Raw genomic sequence first — 17,465 nt, forward strand, 5'->3', positions numbered from 1 at the left:
GACGGCGGCCGCGCTCGTACGCTCGAAACATGTCAGAGCTGTATGCGGTCCGCCGTGGACGGCTGCGCGACCGGTGCGCCGCTGCCGGCAGCGGCGCCGCACTGGTCTCCCGCCCCGCCAACGTCCGCTACCTCGCGGGCGGAGCGCCGCCCGGCGCCGTGCTGCTGCTGGGGCCGTCCGCCGGGGAGACCGACGTGCTGATCTGCCCCGGTATGTCGGTCGTCGACCCGGCAGACGGCCGCCCCGACGAACAGCTGCGGATCATGGTCCTGCCCGCGCAGGGCGGCGGTGACGCCGTCGTCGCCGCGGCCAGGACGGCGGCGGCCGCCGGCGCGGACTCGCTCGCCGTCGAGGAGCACCACCTGACGGTCGCCAGGCACCGGGCGGTCGCCTCCGTCGCCCCGCGGCTGCGCCTGGGCGACCTCGCCGGCGCCGTGGAGCAGCTGCGGATCGTCAAGGACGAGGAGGAGATCGCGTCCCTGCGGATCGCGGCCGAGATCACCGACCAGGCCCTCGGCGAAATGCTCGAATCGATCCTCGTCGGCCGCACCGAGCGGCATCTCGCCCTGGAACTGGAGCGCCGCCTGGTGGACCACGGAGCGGACGGGTCCGCCTTCCCCACCTCGGTCGCCACCGGGCCGAACGCCGGCCTGGGCCGGCACCGGCCGTCGGACCGGCGGGTCGAGGAGGGTGATTTCCTCTCCGTCTGCCTCGGCGCGAACTACCACGGCTACCGCTGCGAGATCGGCCGCACCTTCGTCATCGGTACGACGCCCGCCGACTGGCAGGTGGAGCTGTACGACGTCGTATTCGCCGCTCAGCGGGCGGGCCGGGAGGCGCTCGTGCCGGGCGCCGAGTACCGCGAAGTCGACCGCGCGGCCCGCCATGTACTGGCCGCGGCGGGCTACGGCGAGGCCCTCCCGCCGCAGACTGGGCACGGTGTCGGGCTCGAAATCGAGGAGGACCCGCAGCTGGCACCTGCGGCCATGGGTAAACTGGACGCTTGTGTGCCGGTCACCGTCGAACCGGGGGTCCACCTCCCGGGCCGGGGCGGTGTCCGGATCGATGACACGCTCGTCGTGCGCCCCGAGGCGGACGGCGGACCCGAGCTACTCACCATTACGACCAAGGAGCTGCTCGCGCTGTAGTGCAGTGCCGCAGCGCGCGTCCTCGGTCCCACCAGCCTTCAGTCCAGGAGATTCCGCAACCGTGGCTTCCACGAACGACCTCAAGAACGGCATGGTGCTCAAGCTCGACGGGGGCCAGCTCTGGTCCGTCGTCGAGTTCCAGCACGTCAAGCCCGGCAAGGGCCCTGCCTTCGTGCGCACCAAGCTCAAGAACGTGCTGTCGGGCAAGGTCGTCGACAAGACCTTCAACGCCGGTGTCAAGGTCGAGACGGCCACCATCGACCGGCGCGACATGCAGTTCTCGTACATGGACGGCGAGTACTTCGTCTTCATGGACATGGACACCTACGACCAGCTGATGGTCGACCGGAAGTCCGTCGGCGACGCCGCCAACTTCCTGATCGAGGGCTTCACCGCCTCCGTCGCCCAGCACGAGGGCGAGGTGCTCTACGTCGAGCTCCCGGCCGCCGTCGAGCTCACCATCCAGCACACCGACCCGGGCGTCCAGGGCGACCGCTCCACCGGCGGCACCAAGCCCGCCACGCTGGAGACCGGCCACGAGATCCAGGTCCCGCTCTTCATCACCACCGGTGAGAAGATCAAGGTCGACACCCGCACGAGCGACTACCTCGGCCGGGTGAACAGCTAACCGTGGCTGCCCGGAATACGGCGCGCAAGCGCGCCTTCCAGATCCTCTTCGAGGCCGACCAGCGCAGTGAGTCCGTGCAGACGGTCCTCGCGGACTGGATGCGGCATGCCCGGACCGACACGCGTCAGCCGCCGGTCAGCGAGTACACGATGCAGCTTGTCGAGGGGTACGCGCAGTACGCGGACCGCATCGAGGAGCTCATCGCCACGTACGCCGTCGACTGGGCGATCGACCGGATGCCGGTCGTCGACCGGAACATCCTGCGACTCGCCACGTACGAGCTGGTGTGGATGGACGAGACGCCCGACGCGGTGGTGATCGACGAGGCGGTGCAGATCGCCAAGGAGTTCTCCACCGACGACTCCCCGTCCTTCGTGAACGGCCTCCTGGGCCGTTTCAAGGAACTCAAGCCGAGTCTGCGTCGCCAGTAAAAAGCCCCGCCGGGTTATAAACGCCTGAAAGGGCCCGCAGCACGCTTTCGAGCGTGCTGCGGGCCCTTTCATTGCGTTCAGCCGCCGGGCAATGTACGAAGAACGCCGGGGCCGGCGGAAGCCCGAAAGCTTCCGCCGGCCCCGGCGTTACGTTTCTGCTGCGCCGCTCGGACTCAGGCGTCCTCGTGGGCGACCGCACGGCGCGCGTCCGCGTCGAGCACACCCCAGCTGATCAGCTGCTCGGTCAGGACCGAGGGCGACTGGTCGTAGATGACGGCCAGCGTGCGCAGGTCGTCCTGACGGATCGACAGGACCTTGCCGTTGTAGTCGCCGCGCTGCGACTGGATCGTCGCGGCGTAACGCTGGAGCGGGCCCGCCTTCTCGGCCGGGACGTGAGCGAGGCGCTCCAGGTCAAGGCGCAGCTTCGGCGGCGGCTCGGCGGCGCCCCCCGGCGTGGTGCCCGGCAGGAGCTCCTGGACCGGGACGCCGTAGAAGTCCGCCAGCTCGGCGAGGCGCTGTACGGTCACGGCACGGTCGCCGCGCTCGTACGAGCCGACCACTACGGCCTTCCAGCGGCCCTGGGACTTCTCTTCGACACCATGAAGGGAAAGGCCCTGCTGGGTGCGGATGGCGCGGAGCTTGGCCCCGAGCTGTTTTGCGTATTCGCTGGACATATGGCTCCCCGGACGCTGTGACGACGTGCGGCTCCGCCGCGCGGCTGGTCTCACTTGGTAACTCACTGTGAGGTTACGCAGCGTTACTTGGGTGCGTCAAGCCGAATGGGTCCAGACCGCCTACGCGGGGGGTCTCGCAAGGGTTGCCGAATAGTGCTGGTACGGTGGGTGGCGCAATTCGACGTCCTTTAAGGTCCGTCCCGTGAGGCGGAGAAGGAGGTCCGTTTCCAATGGACACGGTTAATTCCGATGCCCCGCGCCCTGTTCTCGAGGGCCCGGACATCGAGCGGGTACTGACCCGCATCGCCCACGAGATCGTCGAGCGCGCCAAGGGTGCCGACGACGTGGTGCTCCTCGGCATCCCCACCCGCGGTGTCTTCCTGGCCCGCCGGCTCGCCACCAGGCTCGAAGAGATCACCGGCCGCAAAATGCCGGTCGGCTCCCTCGACATCACCATGTACCGCGACGACCTGCGCATGCGTCCCGCGCGGGCCCTCGCCCGTACCGAGATCCCCGGTGACGGCATCGAGGACCGGCTCGTCGTGCTCGTCGACGACGTGCTCTTCTCCGGCCGTACGATCCGGGCAGCGCTGGACGCGCTGGGCGACATCGGCCGCCCCCGCGCCGTGCAGCTCGCGGTCCTCGTCGACCGGGGCCACCGGGAACTGCCGATCCGCGCCGACTACGTCGGCAGGAACCTCCCCACGTCGTTGCGGGAGACGGTCAAGGTCCAGCTCTCCGAGGAGGACGGCCGCGACGCCGTGCTGCTCGGGCTTCAGCAGACCGCTCCGGTCGGCGAGCAGTAGCGGCAATCCCGCGTACGGACCCGGAGTGGCGGGACCGTGCACCGGCCTGCCCTCCTGCCCGCCTCCACACACGCGCCCTTACGAACCACGGAGCACCAGATGAAGCGTCACCTCATCTCGGCCGCCGACCTCACCCGCGACGACGCCGTACTGATCCTCGACACCGCCGAGGAGATGGCCCGCGTCGCGGACCGGCCGATCAAGAAGCTGCCGACCCTGCGCGGACGTACGGTCGTCAACCTCTTCTTCGAGGACTCGACCCGCACCCGCATCTCCTTCGAGGCCGCCGCCAAGCGCCTGTCCGCCGATGTCATCAACTTCTCCGCGAAGGGCTCGTCCGTCTCCAAGGGCGAGTCGCTCAAGGACACCGCGCTCACCCTGGAGGCGATGGGCGCCGACGCCGTCGTCATCCGGCACGGCGCCTCCGGAGCGCCCTACCGCCTCGCGACCTCCGGCTGGATCGACGGCGCCGTCGTCAACGCGGGCGACGGTACGCACGAGCACCCCACCCAGGCGCTGCTCGACGCGTTCACGATGCGCCGCAGGCTCGTCGGCGCCGACGCGGGGATCGGGCGTGACCTCGAAGGGCGCCGGATCACGATCGTCGGCGACGTACTGCACAGCCGCGTCGCCCGCTCCAACGTCCTCCTGCTGCACACCCTCGGCGCCGAGGTGACGCTCGTCGCGCCGCCGACGCTGGTGCCGATCGGCGTCGAGCAGTGGCCGTGCGAGGTCTCGTACGACCTGGACAGCGTGCTGCCGAAGTCGGACGCGGTGATGATGCTGCGGGTGCAGCGCGAGCGGATGAACGCCGCCTTCTTCCCGACTGAGCGCGAGTACTCGCGGCGCTACGGCCTGGACGGCGACCGGATGGCGCGGATGCCCGAGCACGCCATCGTGATGCACCCCGGCCCGATGAACCGCGGCATGGAGATCACCGCGCAGGTCGCGGACTCCGACCGCTGCACGGCTGTCGAGCAGGTCGCCAACGGCGTCTCGACCCGGATGGCCGTCCTGTACCTGCTTCTGGGCGGCAACGAGTCCGCCATCAGCCCCAGCTCGACCCAGGCACGCACCGAGGAGAACAAGTAAGCATGAGTGAGACGACGAAGATTCTGCTCCGCGGTGCGAAGGTGCTGGGCGGCGAGCCGCAGGACGTCCTGATCGACGGCGAGACCATCGCGGCGGTCGGTACGGGCCTCAGCGCCGAGGGCGCGACCGTCGTGGACGCCGAGGGCAAGGTCCTGCTGCCCGGCCTCGTCGACCTGCACACCCACCTGCGCGAGCCCGGCCGCGAGGACTCCGAGACCGTCCTGACGGGTACGAAGGCTGCCGCGGTCGGCGGCTTCACCGCCGTACACGCCATGGCCAACACCTTCCCGGTCGCGGACACCGCCGGCGTCGTCGAGCAGGTCTGGCGCCTCGGCCGGGAGTCCGGCTACTGCGATGTGCAGCCCGTCGGCGCCGTCACCGTCGGCCTGGAGGGCAAGAAGCTCGCCGAGCTGGGCGCCATGCACGACTCGGCCGCCGGGGTGAAGGTCTTCTCCGACGACGGCAAGTGCGTCGACGACGCGGTGATCATGCGCCGCGCGCTGGAGTACGTGAAGGCCTTCGACGGCGTCGTCGCCCAGCACGCCCAGGAACCCCGCCTCACCGAGGGCGCCCAGATGAACGAGGGCATCGTCTCCGCCGAGCTCGGTCTCGGCGGCTGGCCGGCCGTCGCGGAGGAGTCGATCATCGCCCGCGACGTGCTGCTCGCCGCCCACGTCGGCTCCCGCGTGCACATCTGCCACCTGTCGACCGCCGGCTCGGTGGAGATCGTCCGCTGGGCGAAGTCCAAGGGCTGGAACGTCACGGCCGAGGTCACCCCGCACCACCTCCTGCTCACGGACGAGCTGGTCCGTACGTACAACCCGGTCTACAAGGTGAACCCGCCGCTGAGGACCGAGGCCGACGTCATGGCCCTGCGCGAGGCTCTGGCCGACGGCACCATCGACTGCGTCGCCACCGACCACGCCCCGCACCCGCACGAGGACAAGGACTGCGAGTGGGCGGCGGCGGCCATGGGCATGGTCGGTCTGGAGACCGCCCTGTCCGTCGTCCAGCAGACGATGGTCGACACCGGCCTCATGGACTGGGCGGGCGTCGCGGACCGCATGTCGTTCCGCCCGGCGGCCATCGGCCGGCTCGAAGGACACGGCCGGCCCGTCTCGGCAGGCGAGCCTGCGAACCTCACGCTGGTCGATCCGGCTTACCTTGGAGCGGTGGACCCCTCGGGCTTCGCCTCCCGCAGCCGTAACACCCCCTACGAGGGCCGTGAGCTGCCGGGGCGCGTCACCCACACCTGGCTGCGGGGCCGCGCAACGGTCGTCGACGGGAATCTGGCGTGACACCTTTCATCCATCTGGCCGCCGAGGCCGCCGCCGCGGAGCGGAAGTCGGCCGAAGTGACCGACTGGGCCGCCCGCATCGGCTGGGTCGTCGGGCTGCTGCTCTTCATCGCGCTCGTGTACTGGCTGATGCGCCAGGGCTGGAAGTGGCGCGCCACCCTCCAGTCGGACCTACCGGAGCTCCCCACCGCGCCCGAGGCGTCCGGTGAGGCCAAGCTGAGCATGAGCGGCCGCTACCACGGCTCGACGACGGCCGGGCAGTGGCTCGACCGGATCGTGGCCCACGGTCTGGGGACACGCAGCAGGGCCGAGCTGACGCTCACCGACGCGGGCCTGGAGGTCGTACGCCCCGGGGCGGCCGACTTCTTCGTACCGGCCGGGCAGCTGCGCGAAGCCAGGCTCGACAAGGGCATCGCGGGCAAAGTCCTCGCCGAGGGCGGCCTGCTGGTCGTCACCTGGCAGCACGGCGACAAGCAGATCGACTCCGGCTTCCGCTCCGACCGCGCGGCCGAGCACACGGCCTGGGTCGAGGCGATCAACTCGATGACAAGTATTTCTACGGAAGGCACCGCACGATGACGATCTCCACCCGGGGAGCTGCCAAGGCTCCCGCCGTACTCGTCCTGGAGGACGGCCGCAGCTTCCGCGGCCGTGCCTACGGGGCCGTGGGGGAGACCTTCGGCGAGGCGGTGTTCAACACCGGCATGACCGGATACCAGGAAACCCTCACCGACCCGTCGTACCACCGCCAGGTCGTCGTCATGACGGCCCCGCACGTCGGCAACACCGGCGTGAACGACGAGGACGACGAGTCGGCGAAGATCTGGGTCGCCGGTTACGTCGTACGCGACCCCGCCCGCATCCCCTCGAACTGGCGCTCCCGCCGCTCGCTCGACGACCAGCTCGTCGCGCAGGGCGTCGTGGGCATCAGCGGCATCGACACCCGCGCGCTGACCCGCCACCTGCGCGAGCGCGGCGCGATGCGCGTCGGCATCTTCTCCGGCGAGGCACTGGCCGACGAGGAGACGCTGCTCGCCCGCGTGCAGGAGGCCCCGCAGATGGTGGGCGCCTCGCTCGCCGCCGAGGTCTCCACGGACCAGCCGTACGTCGTCCCCGCGATCGGTGAGAAGAAGTTCACCGTCGCCGCGATCGACCTCGGCATCAAGGGCATGACCCCGCACCTGATGGCCGAGCGCGGCATAGAGGTCCACGTCCTGCCGGCCACCGCCACGGCCGAAGAGGTGTACGCCGTCGCTCCCGACGGGGTGTTCCTCTCCAACGGCCCCGGCGACCCGTCCACGGTCGACCTCACCGTCATCAAGGCTGTCCTGGAGCGCAAGACGCCGCTCTTCGGCATCTGCTTCGGCAACCAGATCCTGGGCCGCGCGCTCGGCTTCGGCACGTACAAGCTGAAGTACGGCCACCGCGGCATCAACCAGCCCGTGCAGGACCGCACGACCGGCAAGGTCGAGGTCACCGCGCACAACCACGGCTTCGCCGTCGACGCCCCGCTCGACAAGGTCTCCGAGACCCCGTACGGGCGCGCCGAGGTTTCCCACGTCTGCCTGAACGACGACGTGGTGGAGGGCCTCCAGCTGCTCGACCAGCCGGCCTTCAGCGTCCAGTACCACCCCGAGGCAGCAGCGGGCCCGCACGACGCCGCGTACCTGTTCGACCGCTTCGTACAGCTCATGGAGGGCCAGCGTGCCTAAGCGCACCGATATCCAGTCCGTCCTGGTCATCGGCTCCGGTCCGATCGTCATCGGCCAGGCCGCGGAGTTCGACTACTCCGGCACGCAGGCCTGCCGCGTCCTCAAGGCCGAGGGCCTGCGCGTCATCCTGGTCAACTCCAACCCGGCGACGATCATGACCGACCCGGAGATCGCCGACGCGACGTACGTGGAGCCGATCACGCCGGAGTTCGTCGAGAAGATCATCGCGAAGGAGCGCCCCGACGCGCTGCTGCCGACCCTCGGCGGCCAGACCGCGCTCAACACCGCGATCTCCATGCACGAGCAGGGTGTGCTGGAGAAGTACGGCGTCGAGCTCATCGGAGCCAACGTCGAGGCCATCAACAAGGGCGAGGACCGCGACCTCTTCAAGGGCGTCGTGGCGGCCGTCAAGGCCAAGATCGGTTACGGCGAGTCCGCCCGCTCGGTCATCTGCCACTCCATGGACGACGTCATCGCGGGTGTCGACACGCTCGGCGGCTACCCCGTCGTCGTACGCCCCTCCTTCACCATGGGCGGCGCCGGCTCCGGCTTCGCGCACAACGAGGACGAGCTGCGCCGCATCGCCGGACAGGGCCTCACCCTCTCGCCGACCACCGAGGTGCTCCTGGAGGAGTCCATCCTCGGCTGGAAGGAGTACGAGCTGGAGCTGATGCGCGACAAGAACGACAACGTCGTGGTCGTCTGCTCCATCGAGAACTTCGACCCGATGGGCGTGCACACCGGCGACTCGATCACCGTCGCCCCGGCGATGACGCTGACCGACCGCGAGTACCAGCGGCTGCGTGACGTCGGTATCGCGATCATCCGCGAGGTCGGCGTCGACACCGGCGGCTGCAACATCCAGTTCGCGATCAACCCCGACGACGGCCGCATCATCGTCATCGAGATGAACCCGCGCGTGTCGCGTTCGTCCGCGCTGGCTTCCAAGGCCACCGGCTTCCCGATCGCGAAGATCGCGGCCCGTCTCGCCGTCGGCTACACGCTGGACGAGATCCCGAACGACATCACCGAGAAGACCCCGGCGTCCTTCGAGCCCACGCTCGACTACGTCGTCGTCAAGGTCCCGCGCTTCGCCTTCGAGAAGTTCCCGCTCGCCGACGCCACCCTCACCACCACCATGAAGTCGGTGGGCGAGGCCATGGCGATCGGCCGCAACTTCACCGAGGCGCTGCAGAAGGCGCTGCGGTCGCTGGAGAAGAAGGGCTCGCAGTTCGCCTTCACCGGTGAGCCGGGCGACAAGGCCGAGCTCCTGGAGCTCGCCAAGGTCCCCACCGACGGGCGTATCAACACCGTCATGCAGGCCATCCGGGCCGGCGCCACCCCCGGGGAGATCTTCGACGCCACGAAGATCGACCCGTGGTTCGTCGACCAGATGTTCCTCATCAAGGAGCACGCGGACGACCTCGCCGCCGCAGACAAGCTCGACCCCGACCTGCTTGCGGAAGCAAAGCGCCACGGCTTCTCCGACGTCCAGATCGCCGAGATCCGCGGGCTGCGCGAGGACGTCGTACGCGAGGTCAGGCACGCGCTCGGCGTCCGCCCGGTCTACAAGACGGTCGACACCTGCGCCGCCGAGTTCGCCGCGAAGACCCCGTACTTCTACTCCTCGTACGACGAGGAGAGCGAGGTCGCGCCCCGCGAGAAGCCCGCAGTGATCATCCTCGGCTCGGGCCCGAACCGCATCGGCCAGGGCATCGAGTTCGACTACTCCTGCGTCCACGCCTCCTTCGCGCTCAGCGACGCCGGCTACGAGACCGTGATGGTCAACTGCAACCCGGAGACCGTCTCCACCGACTACGACACCTCCGACCGCCTGTACTTCGAGCCGCTGACGCTCGAAGACGTGCTGGAGATCGTCCACGCGGAGACCCTCGCCGGCCCGATCGCCGGCGTCATCGTCCAGCTCGGCGGCCAGACCCCGCTGGGCCTCGCCCAGGCGCTCAAGGACAACGGCGTCCCGGTCGTCGGCACCCCGCCGGAGGCCATCCACGCCGCCGAGGACCGCGGCGCCTTCGGCCGCGTGCTCGCCGAGGCCGGCCTGCCCGCCCCCAAGCACGGCACCGCGACGACCTTCGACGAGGCCAAGGCCATCGCCGACGAGATCGGCTACCCGGTCCTCGTACGCCCGTCGTACGTGCTCGGCGGACGCGGCATGGAGATCGTGTACGACGAGACGCGCCTGTCCTCGTACATCGCCGAGTCCACCGAGATCAGCCCCACCCGGCCGGTCCTGGTCGACCGCTTCCTCGACGACGCGATCGAGATCGACGTCGACGCGCTCTACGACGGCACCGAGCTCTACCTCGGCGGCGTCATGGAGCACATCGAGGAAGCCGGCATCCACTCCGGCGACTCCGCCTGTGCGCTGCCCCCGATCACCCTCGGCGGCTTCGACATCAAGCGGCTGCGGATCTCGACCGAGGCCATCGCCAAGGGCGTCGGCGTACGCGGACTGATCAACATCCAGTTCGCGATGGCCGGGGACATCCTGTACGTCCTCGAAGCCAACCCGCGCGCCTCGCGCACCGTCCCCTTCACCTCGAAGGCGACCGCGGTGCCCCTCGCGAAGGCCGCCGCCCGCATCTCGCTGGGCGCCACCATCGCGGAGCTGCGCGCCGAGGGCATGCTGCCGAAGACCGGCGACGGCGGCACGCTGCCGCTCGACGCGCCGATCTCCGTCAAGGAGGCCGTGATGCCGTGGAGCCGCTTCCGCGACATCCAGGGCCGCGGCGTGGACACCGTCCTCGGCCCGGAGATGCGCTCCACCGGTGAGGTCATGGGCATCGACTCGGTCTTCGGCACGGCTTACGCCAAGTCGCAGGCCGGGGCGTACGGTCCGCTGCCGACGAAGGGCCGCGCGTTCATCTCGGTCGCCAACCGCGACAAGCGCACGATGATCTTCCCGGCGCGCGAACTGGTCGCCCACGGCTTCGAGCTGATGGCCACCTCCGGTACGGCCGAGGTGCTCAAGCGCAACGGCATCAACGCCACCGTCGTACGCAAGCAGAGCGAGGGCCCGGGCCCGCAGGGCGAGCGGACCATCGTCCAGCTCATCCACGACGGCGAGGTCGACCTCATCGTCAACACGCCGTACGGCACCGGCGGCCGCCTCGACGGCTACGAGATCCGTACGGCCGCCGTGGCGCGCGGCGTCCCGTGCCTCACGACGGTCCAGGCCCTCGCGGCCGCCGTCCAGGGCATCGACGCCCTCACCCACGGCGATGTCGGGGTCCGTTCCCTTCAGGAACACGCACAACAGCTCACAGCGGCCCGCGAGGTCTAGCGGCCCAGAGGGGGACACCGGTCGCGGTGTCCCCCTCTTCATGAGCCCAGCCCGACGCCCGAGCCTCCTGAGGAAAGCACCCAGCCCATGTACAAACTCTTCTTCAACGTCGTCTTCAAGCGCATGGACCCCGAGCAGGCCCACTACCTGGCCTTCCGCTGGATCCGTCTTGCCGCCCGCGTCCCGGTCCTGCGCACCTTCGTCGCCGCCGTCCTCGCGCCCCGCTACGCCTCGCTGCGCACCGAGGCGCTCGGCCTGCGCATGCACGGCCCGTTCGGCCTCGCCGCCGGCTTCGACAAGAACGCCGTCGCCGTCGACGGCATGTCGATGCTCGGCTTCGACCACATCGAGATCGGTACGGTCACCGCCCAGCCGCAGCCCGGCAACCCCAAGAAGCGCCTCTTCCGCCTCGTGAAGGACCGCGCGCTCATCAACCGCATGGGCTTCAACAACGAGGGCTCCGAGGCCGTGGCGGCCCGCCTGGCGGCCCGTAACCCCGTCTTCAAGACCGTCGTCGGCGTCAACATCGGCAAGACCAAGGTCGTGCCGGAGGAGGAGGCCGTCGCCGACTACGTCACCTCCACCGAGCGCCTCGCCGCCCACGCCGACTACCTGGTCGTCAACGTCTCCTCCCCGAACACCCCCGGACTGCGCAACCTCCAGGCCACCGAGTCGCTGCGCCCGCTGCTGACGGCGGTGCGCGAGGCGGCCGACCGTACGGTCACCGGCCGCCGCGTCCCGCTCCTCGTCAAGATCGCGCCCGACCTGGCCGACGAGGACGTCGACGCCGTCGCCGACCTGGCCCTGGAGCTCGGCCTTGACGGCATCATCGCCACCAACACGACCATCGCCCGCGAGGGCCTCGGCCTGAAGTCCGACCCCGCACTCGTCAAGGAGACCGGCGGGCTGTCCGGAGCGCCCCTCAAGGCGCGCTCCCTGGAGGTCCTGCGCCGCCTGTACGCCCGCGTGGGGGACCGGATCACCCTCGTCGGGGTTGGGGGCATCGAGAACGCCGACGACGCCTGGCAGCGCATCCTGGCGGGCGCCACGCTCGTACAGGGCTACAGCGCCTTCATCTACGAGGGCCCGTGCTGGGCCCGCGCGATCCACCAGGGCCTCGCCGAGCGTCTCGAGAACAGCCCGTACGCCACGCTCGCCGACGCCGTCGGCGCCGAGACCAGGAAGGTGTCCCAGTGACGCTCGAACCCTTCGGTGCCCGCCTGCGCCGCTCGATGGACGCCCGCGGCCCGCTCTGCGTCGGCATCGACCCGCACGCCTCGCTGCTGAGCTCCTGGGGCCTGAACGACGACGTCAAGGGCCTGGAGACCTTCACCCGCACGGTCGTCGAGGCGCTGGCCGACCGGGTCGCCGTACTGAAGCCGCAGTCGGCTTTCTTCGAGCGCTTCGGCTCGCGCGGCGTCGCCGTACTGGAGAAGGCCGTCGAGGAGGCCAGGGCGGCGGGCGCGCTGGTGCTCATGGACGCCAAGCGCGGCGACATCGGCTCCACGATGGGCGCGTACGCCGAGACCTACCTCCACCAGGGCTCGCCGCTCTTCTCGGACGCGGTGACCGTCTCGCCGTACCTCGGCTTCGGCTCGCTGCGCCCGGCGCTGGACGAGGCCGTGCTCAACGGCTGCGGCGTGTTCGTACTCGCGCTTACGTCGAACCCGGAGGGCGCCGAGGTCCAGCGGGCCACCGCCGCCGACGGACGGTCGCTCGCGCAGCTGATGCTCGACCACATGGCGGCCGAGAACGAGGGCGCCGAGCCGCTCGGGTCGGTCGGCGCGGTGGTCGGCGCGACGCTCGGCGACGCGGGGGCCGATCTCGCGATCAACGGTCCGCTGCTCGCTCCGGGCATCGGAGCACAGGGCGCGACGCCGGCGGACCTTCCGGGCGTATTCGGCTCGTCTGTCGGCAACGTCGTACCGAGTGTGAGCCGCGGCGTACTGCGCTTCGGGCCCGATATTGCCGGACTGCGAGAGTCCGCTTCTCGCTTCGCCGACGAGGTCAGGGCGGCCGTCTCGGGCGCGTAACGGGGTGTCAGCGATTCATGTTGACGGAATCCTGACCGAAAACCAGGGTGTTATGTCTGATATGCCTTAGTCGACAGAGGCTGACCAGGACTTTTCGCCGCTTCTCGCTGACTGGAGCGGCCATGGCCGCTAGTCTCCGTCGAGAGCAAACGCGCAGCTCGTTGTTTCGCAGCTGGCTGTTCGTTGCTCGCCCTGGTGTGGGGCACTAGGTTCCTCACCGGTCCGTATCCGACAGTTCGACATCCGAGGTGACGTAGGCGTGGCTCTTCCGCCCCTTACCCCTGAACAGCGCGCAGCCGCGCTCGAAAAGGCCGCCGCGGCTCGCCGGGAGCGGGCCGAGGTCAAGAATCGACTCAAGCACTCCGGCGCCTCTCTCCACGAGGTCATCAAGCAGGGACAGGAGAATGACGTCGTCGGCAAGATGAAGGTCTCCGCCCTTCTCGAATCTCTGCCGGGCGTGGGCAAGGTCCGCGCCAAGCAGATCATGGAGCGGCTCGGGATCTCCGAGAGCCGTCGTGTGCGCGGTCTCGGCTCCAACCAGATCGCCTCTTTGGAGCGCGAGTTCGGCGGCGGAGCTGCCTGACGTTCTCGGGCACCCCCGAGAACCTGGATAATCGCATCCATGGCTGCAACATCCCGGGGGACGACCCCCGTACCCCCGGACGTACGTCCGCGGCTGACCGTGCTCTCCGGCCCTTCGGGCGTCGGCAAGAGCACGGTCGTCGCCCATATGCGCAAGGTCCACCCCGAGGTATGGCTCTCGGTGTCGGCCACCACACGCAAGCCGCGACCCGGCGAGCGCCACGGCATCCAGTACTTTTTCGTCAGCGACGACGAATTCGACAAGCTCATCGCCAATGGTGAGCTGCTGGAATGGGCCGAGTTCGCCGGCAATCGTTATGGCACGCCCCGACGTGCCGTTTGCGAGCGGCTCGAAGCGGGCGAGCCCGTGCTCCTGGAGATCGATCTCCAGGGCGCACGGCTGGTCCGTGAATCGATGCCCGAGGCTCAATTGGTCTTCCTGGCCCCGCCCAGCTGGGACGAGCTGGTCCGCAGGCTGACCGGCCGCGGCACGGAGGCGCCCGATGTCATCGAGCGCCGTCTGGAGGCCGCAAAGATCGAACTCGCCGCGGAGGCGGAGTTCGACACCACCCTGGTCAACACCTCCGTCGAGGACGTAGCGCGCGAGCTGCTAGCCTTGATGGAAGTTGCTTGATCTCTGTTCACTTATCGGAAGGTAGAGCGTGTCCTCTTCCATTTCCACGCCCGAGGGCATCATCAACCCGCCGATCGACGAGCTGCTCGAGGCTACTGACTCGAAGTACAGCCTCGTGATCTACGCGGCGAAGCGCGCGCGTCAGATCAACGCGTACTACTCGCAGCTCGGTGAGGGTCTGCTCGAGTACGTCGGTCCGCTGGTGGACACCCACGTCCACGAGAAGCCGCTCTCGATCGCCCTGCGCGAGATCAACGCGGGTCTGCTGACCTCCGAGGCCATTGAGGGTCCGGCGCAGTAGTCAGCACGCAGGAAATCTTTTTCACCACAGGCCCGGCAGTGAGACTGCCGGGCCTGTGGTGTGTCATAGGGACGTAGACAGCCGGACGAGCGGGGAGACGCAGTGGACAAGCCGAAGGTCGTGCTGGGAGTCAGCGGGGGCATCGCCGCGTACAAGGCGTGCGAGCTGCTGCGCCGGCTGACGGAATCCGGCCATGATGTGCGGGTCGTGCCGACCGAGGCGTCGCTCCACTTCGTCGGCGCCGCCACCTGGTCGGCGCTCTCCGGCAACCCTGTCTCGGCGGAGGTCTGGGACGCCGTCCACGAGGTTCCGCACGTACGGATCGGGCAGGCCGCAGACCTGGTCGTGGTGGCCCCCGCCACCGCGGACATGCTGGCCAAGGCGGCGCACGGGCTGGCCGACGACCTCCTCACGAACACGCTGCTCACCGCGCGGTGTCCGGTGATCTTCGCTCCCGCCATGCACACCGAGATGTGGGAGCACCCGGCCACCCAGGAGAACGTCGCGACGCTGCGCCGCCGCGGCGCGGTCGTCGTCGAGCCGGCGGTGGGCCGGCTGACCGGAGTGGACACGGGCAAGGGCCGGCTGCCCGACCCCGACGAGATCTTCGAGATCTGCCGCCGGGTGCTCGCGCGCGGTGTGGCCGGGCCCGACCTCGCCGGCCGGCACGTAGTGATCAGTGCGGGCGGCACGCGAGAGCCGCTGGATCCGGTCCGCTACCTGGGGAATCGTTCCTCCGGCAAGCAGGGATACGCCCTCGCCCGTACCGCCGTCGCCCGTGGAGCCAGGGTCACGCTCGTCGAGGCCAACACCGGTCTGCCGGACCCGGCGGGCGCCGATGTGGTGCGCGCCGGGACGGCCGTGCAGCTGCGCGAGGCCGTGCTCAAGGCGGCGGCGGACGCGGACGTGGTCGTGATGGCGGCGGCCGTGGCCGATTTCCGCCCTGCGGTGTACGCCGAGGGAAAGATCAAGAAGAAGGACGGCCAGGAGCCCGCCGCGGTCGAGCTGGTCCGTAACCCGGACATCCTCGCGGAGCTCTCGGCCGAGCGGCGCGGACGGCCCGGTCAGGTGGTCGTCGGCTTCGCCGCCGAGACCGACAACGTGCTCGCCAATGGCCGGGACAAGCTGCGCCGCAAGGGCTGTGACCTGCTGGTCGTCAATGAGGTGGGGGAGCGCAAGACGTTCGGCTCGGAGGAGAGCGAAGCCGTCGTGCTCGACGCCGACGGGGGCGAGACTCCGGTGCCGTACGGACCCAAGGAGGCGCTGGCCGACACGGTCTGGGACCTCGTGACACGTCGGCTCGGTTAATTCTTGGTTCGCTGCGCCGGAAGCCATAAACCGTCGCGAATCCGGCGTATCGTGCTCTGGTGAAGTGTGATGGTCGTCCCGCACAATGCAGTGCCGCTGGTCACAGGGCCTCCAAGAAGCGAGACACATGGTCCGCCGACCGGAAGCGACCGATAAACTGGTCCCGGACCGACGCCGGGCGCAGCTCCCGGTCCGTTCCATCAATGCTCAGCCAGCAGCCGCTGCAACCCCAGGGAGCGATGTGTCCCGCCGCCTGTTCACCTCGGAGTCCGTGACCGAGGGCCACCCCGACAAGATCGCTGACCAGATCAGCGACACGATCCTCGACGCGCTCCTGCGGGAGGACCCGGCTTCCCGGGTCGCCGTGGAGACCTTGATCACCACTGGCCTGGTGCACGTCGCCGGCGAGGTGACCACCAAGGCTTACGCAGACATTCCCACGCTCGTACGCAACAAGATCCTCGACATCGGGTACGACTCCTCGAAGAAGGGCTTCGACGGCGCCTCCTGCGGCGTGTCGGTGTCCATCGGCGCGCAGTCTCCCGACATCGCCCAGGGTGTCGACACGGCGTACGAGACGCGCGTCGAAGGCGATGAGGACGAGCTCGACAAGCAGGGTGCGGGCGACCAGGGCCTGATGTTCGGATACGCGTGCGACGAGACGCCCGAGCTGATGCCGCTGCCGATCCACCTGGCGCACCGGCTCTCGCGCCGGCTGTCCGAGGTCCGCAAGAACGGGACGATCCCGTACCTGCGTCCCGACGGCAAGACCCAGGTCACCATCGAGTACGACGGCGACAAGGCCGTCCGCCTCGACACGGTCGTCGTCTCCTCGCAGCACGCCTCCGACATCGACCTGGACTCGCTGCTCGCTCCCGACATCCGCGAGTTCGTCGTCGAGCACGTCCTGAGCGGGCTTCTCGAAGACGGCATCAAGCTGGACACCGAGGGCTACCGCCTGCTGGTCAACCCGACCGGGCGCTTCGAGATCGGTGGCCCGATGGGCGACGCCGGCCTCACCGGCCGCAAGATCATCATCGACACGTACGGCGGCATGGCCCGCCACGGCGGCGGCGCCTTCTCCGGCAAGGACCCGTCCAAGGTCGACCGCTCGGCCGCGTACGCGATGCGCTGGGTCGCCAAGAACGTCGTGGCCGCGGGCCTCGCCGCGCGCTGCGAGGTCCAGGTCGCGTACGCGATCGGCAAGGCCGAGCCGGTGGGTCTCTTCGTGGAGACGTTCGGCACGGCCACGCTGGACAGCGAGAAGATCGAGAACGCCATCGCCGAGGTCTTCGACCTCCGCCCGGCCGCGATCATCCGCGACCTCGACCTGCTCCGCCCGATCTACGCCCAGACCGCGGCGTACGGCCACTTCGGGCGCGAGCTTCCCGACTTCACGTGGGAGCGCACGGACCGCGTGGACGCGCTGCGCGCGGCGGCGGGCCTCTAACCAGTACTGGCGCACTGCTCGGCCGCGAAGGCCCCGGACCGTATCGGACGCTGTTGGTTTATTCG

General features: G+C 69.5%; 17 protein-coding genes. 16 read left to right on the plus strand and 1 reads right to left on the minus strand.

The genetic code is table 11. The features are described from left to right. Positions 1-29: 29 nt before the first annotated feature. The 3 genes from J7E96_RS35100 to nusB all read left to right on the plus strand — a co-directional run bounded on the left by J7E96_RS35100 (position 30) and on the right by nusB (position 2,207). Positions 30-1,148 carry an aminopeptidase P family protein gene (locus J7E96_RS35100; RefSeq protein WP_215137684.1) on the plus strand — a complete coding sequence of 373 codons (1,119 nt, stop codon included), beginning with the start codon at positions 30-32 and terminating at the stop codon, positions 1,146-1,148. Between the two features lie 61 nt (positions 1,149-1,209). Continuing rightward, entirely contained in the window at positions 1,210-1,776 is a 567-nt protein-coding gene (gene efp, locus J7E96_RS35105; RefSeq protein ID WP_214976693.1) for an elongation factor P, read from the plus strand. A gap of 2 nt (positions 1,777-1,778) precedes the next feature. Further along, positions 1,779-2,207, plus strand: a complete 429-nt coding sequence (gene nusB, locus J7E96_RS35110; protein WP_215137686.1) for a transcription antitermination factor NusB — start codon at positions 1,779-1,781, stop codon at positions 2,205-2,207. A 173-nt stretch (positions 2,208-2,380) separates the two neighbouring features. On the opposite strand, the gene bldD is transcribed toward nusB, so the two are convergent. Then, positions 2,381-2,881: a transcriptional regulator BldD gene (bldD, locus tag J7E96_RS35115; RefSeq protein WP_093801867.1), complete on the minus strand. Its 501-nt coding sequence runs from the start codon at positions 2,879-2,881 to the stop codon at positions 2,381-2,383. A 230-nt stretch (positions 2,882-3,111) separates the two neighbouring features. Here bldD and pyrR point away from each other — a divergent pair, with 230 nt between their 5' ends. The 13 genes from pyrR to metK all read left to right on the plus strand — a co-directional run bounded on the left by pyrR (position 3,112) and on the right by metK (position 17,400). Further along, complete coding sequence (gene pyrR / locus J7E96_RS35120) at positions 3,112-3,687, plus strand: bifunctional pyr operon transcriptional regulator/uracil phosphoribosyltransferase PyrR (protein ID WP_215137688.1); 576 nt, start codon at positions 3,112-3,114, stop codon at positions 3,685-3,687. A gap of 99 nt (positions 3,688-3,786) precedes the next feature. Then, positions 3,787-4,779, plus strand: a complete 993-nt coding sequence (locus J7E96_RS35125; protein WP_215137690.1) for an aspartate carbamoyltransferase catalytic subunit — start codon at positions 3,787-3,789, stop codon at positions 4,777-4,779. A gap of 2 nt (positions 4,780-4,781) precedes the next feature. Beyond that, positions 4,782-6,077, plus strand: a complete 1,296-nt coding sequence (locus J7E96_RS35130; RefSeq protein WP_215137692.1) for a dihydroorotase — start codon at positions 4,782-4,784, stop codon at positions 6,075-6,077. After that, a complete protein-coding gene (locus J7E96_RS35135; RefSeq protein WP_215137693.1) occupies positions 6,074-6,655 on the plus strand; it encodes a hypothetical protein in 582 nt (193 codons plus the stop codon). Before J7E96_RS35130 ends, J7E96_RS35135 begins: the two co-directional genes overlap by 4 nt. Further along, entirely contained in the window at positions 6,652-7,788 is a 1,137-nt protein-coding gene (gene carA, locus J7E96_RS35140) for a glutamine-hydrolyzing carbamoyl-phosphate synthase small subunit (RefSeq protein ID WP_215137695.1), read from the plus strand. Before J7E96_RS35135 ends, carA begins: the two co-directional genes overlap by 4 nt. Then, positions 7,781-11,092 (plus strand): carbamoyl-phosphate synthase large subunit, encoded by a 3,312-nt coding sequence (gene carB / locus J7E96_RS35145; protein WP_215137697.1) that lies wholly within the window; start codon positions 7,781-7,783, stop codon positions 11,090-11,092. The genes carA and carB overlap by 8 nt, the downstream gene beginning before the upstream one ends. An 87-nt stretch (positions 11,093-11,179) precedes the next feature. Then, complete coding sequence (locus J7E96_RS35150) at positions 11,180-12,289, plus strand: quinone-dependent dihydroorotate dehydrogenase (protein ID WP_215137699.1); 1,110 nt, start codon at positions 11,180-11,182, stop codon at positions 12,287-12,289. Beyond that, positions 12,286-13,125, plus strand: coding sequence for an orotidine-5'-phosphate decarboxylase (pyrF, locus tag J7E96_RS35155; protein WP_215137701.1), 840 nt, complete (start codon positions 12,286-12,288; stop codon positions 13,123-13,125). Before J7E96_RS35150 ends, pyrF begins: the two co-directional genes overlap by 4 nt. 259 nt (positions 13,126-13,384) lie before the next feature. Beyond that, positions 13,385-13,708, plus strand: a complete 324-nt coding sequence (locus J7E96_RS35160; RefSeq protein ID WP_028814066.1) for an integration host factor — start codon at positions 13,385-13,387, stop codon at positions 13,706-13,708. 39 nt (positions 13,709-13,747) lie between these two features. Beyond that, positions 13,748-14,341 carry a guanylate kinase gene (gmk, locus tag J7E96_RS35165; RefSeq protein ID WP_215137703.1) on the plus strand — a complete coding sequence of 198 codons (594 nt, stop codon included), beginning with the start codon at positions 13,748-13,750 and terminating at the stop codon, positions 14,339-14,341. Positions 14,342-14,369: 28 nt separating this feature from the next. Next, positions 14,370-14,642, plus strand: a complete 273-nt coding sequence (rpoZ, locus tag J7E96_RS35170) for a DNA-directed RNA polymerase subunit omega (RefSeq protein ID WP_028814064.1) — start codon at positions 14,370-14,372, stop codon at positions 14,640-14,642. Between the two features lie 102 nt (positions 14,643-14,744). Further along, positions 14,745-15,950, plus strand: coding sequence for a bifunctional phosphopantothenoylcysteine decarboxylase/phosphopantothenate--cysteine ligase CoaBC (gene coaBC, locus J7E96_RS35175; protein ID WP_215137706.1), 1,206 nt, complete (start codon positions 14,745-14,747; stop codon positions 15,948-15,950). Between the two features lie 241 nt (positions 15,951-16,191). Next, positions 16,192-17,400 carry a methionine adenosyltransferase gene (gene metK, locus J7E96_RS35180; protein ID WP_215137708.1) on the plus strand — a complete coding sequence of 403 codons (1,209 nt, stop codon included), beginning with the start codon at positions 16,192-16,194 and terminating at the stop codon, positions 17,398-17,400. The last annotated feature ends 65 nt before the right edge of the window (positions 17,401-17,465 follow it).

The organism is Streptomyces sp. ISL-96, assembly GCF_018614035.1.
Classification (GTDB): Bacteria; Actinomycetota; Actinomycetes; order Streptomycetales; family Streptomycetaceae; genus Streptomyces.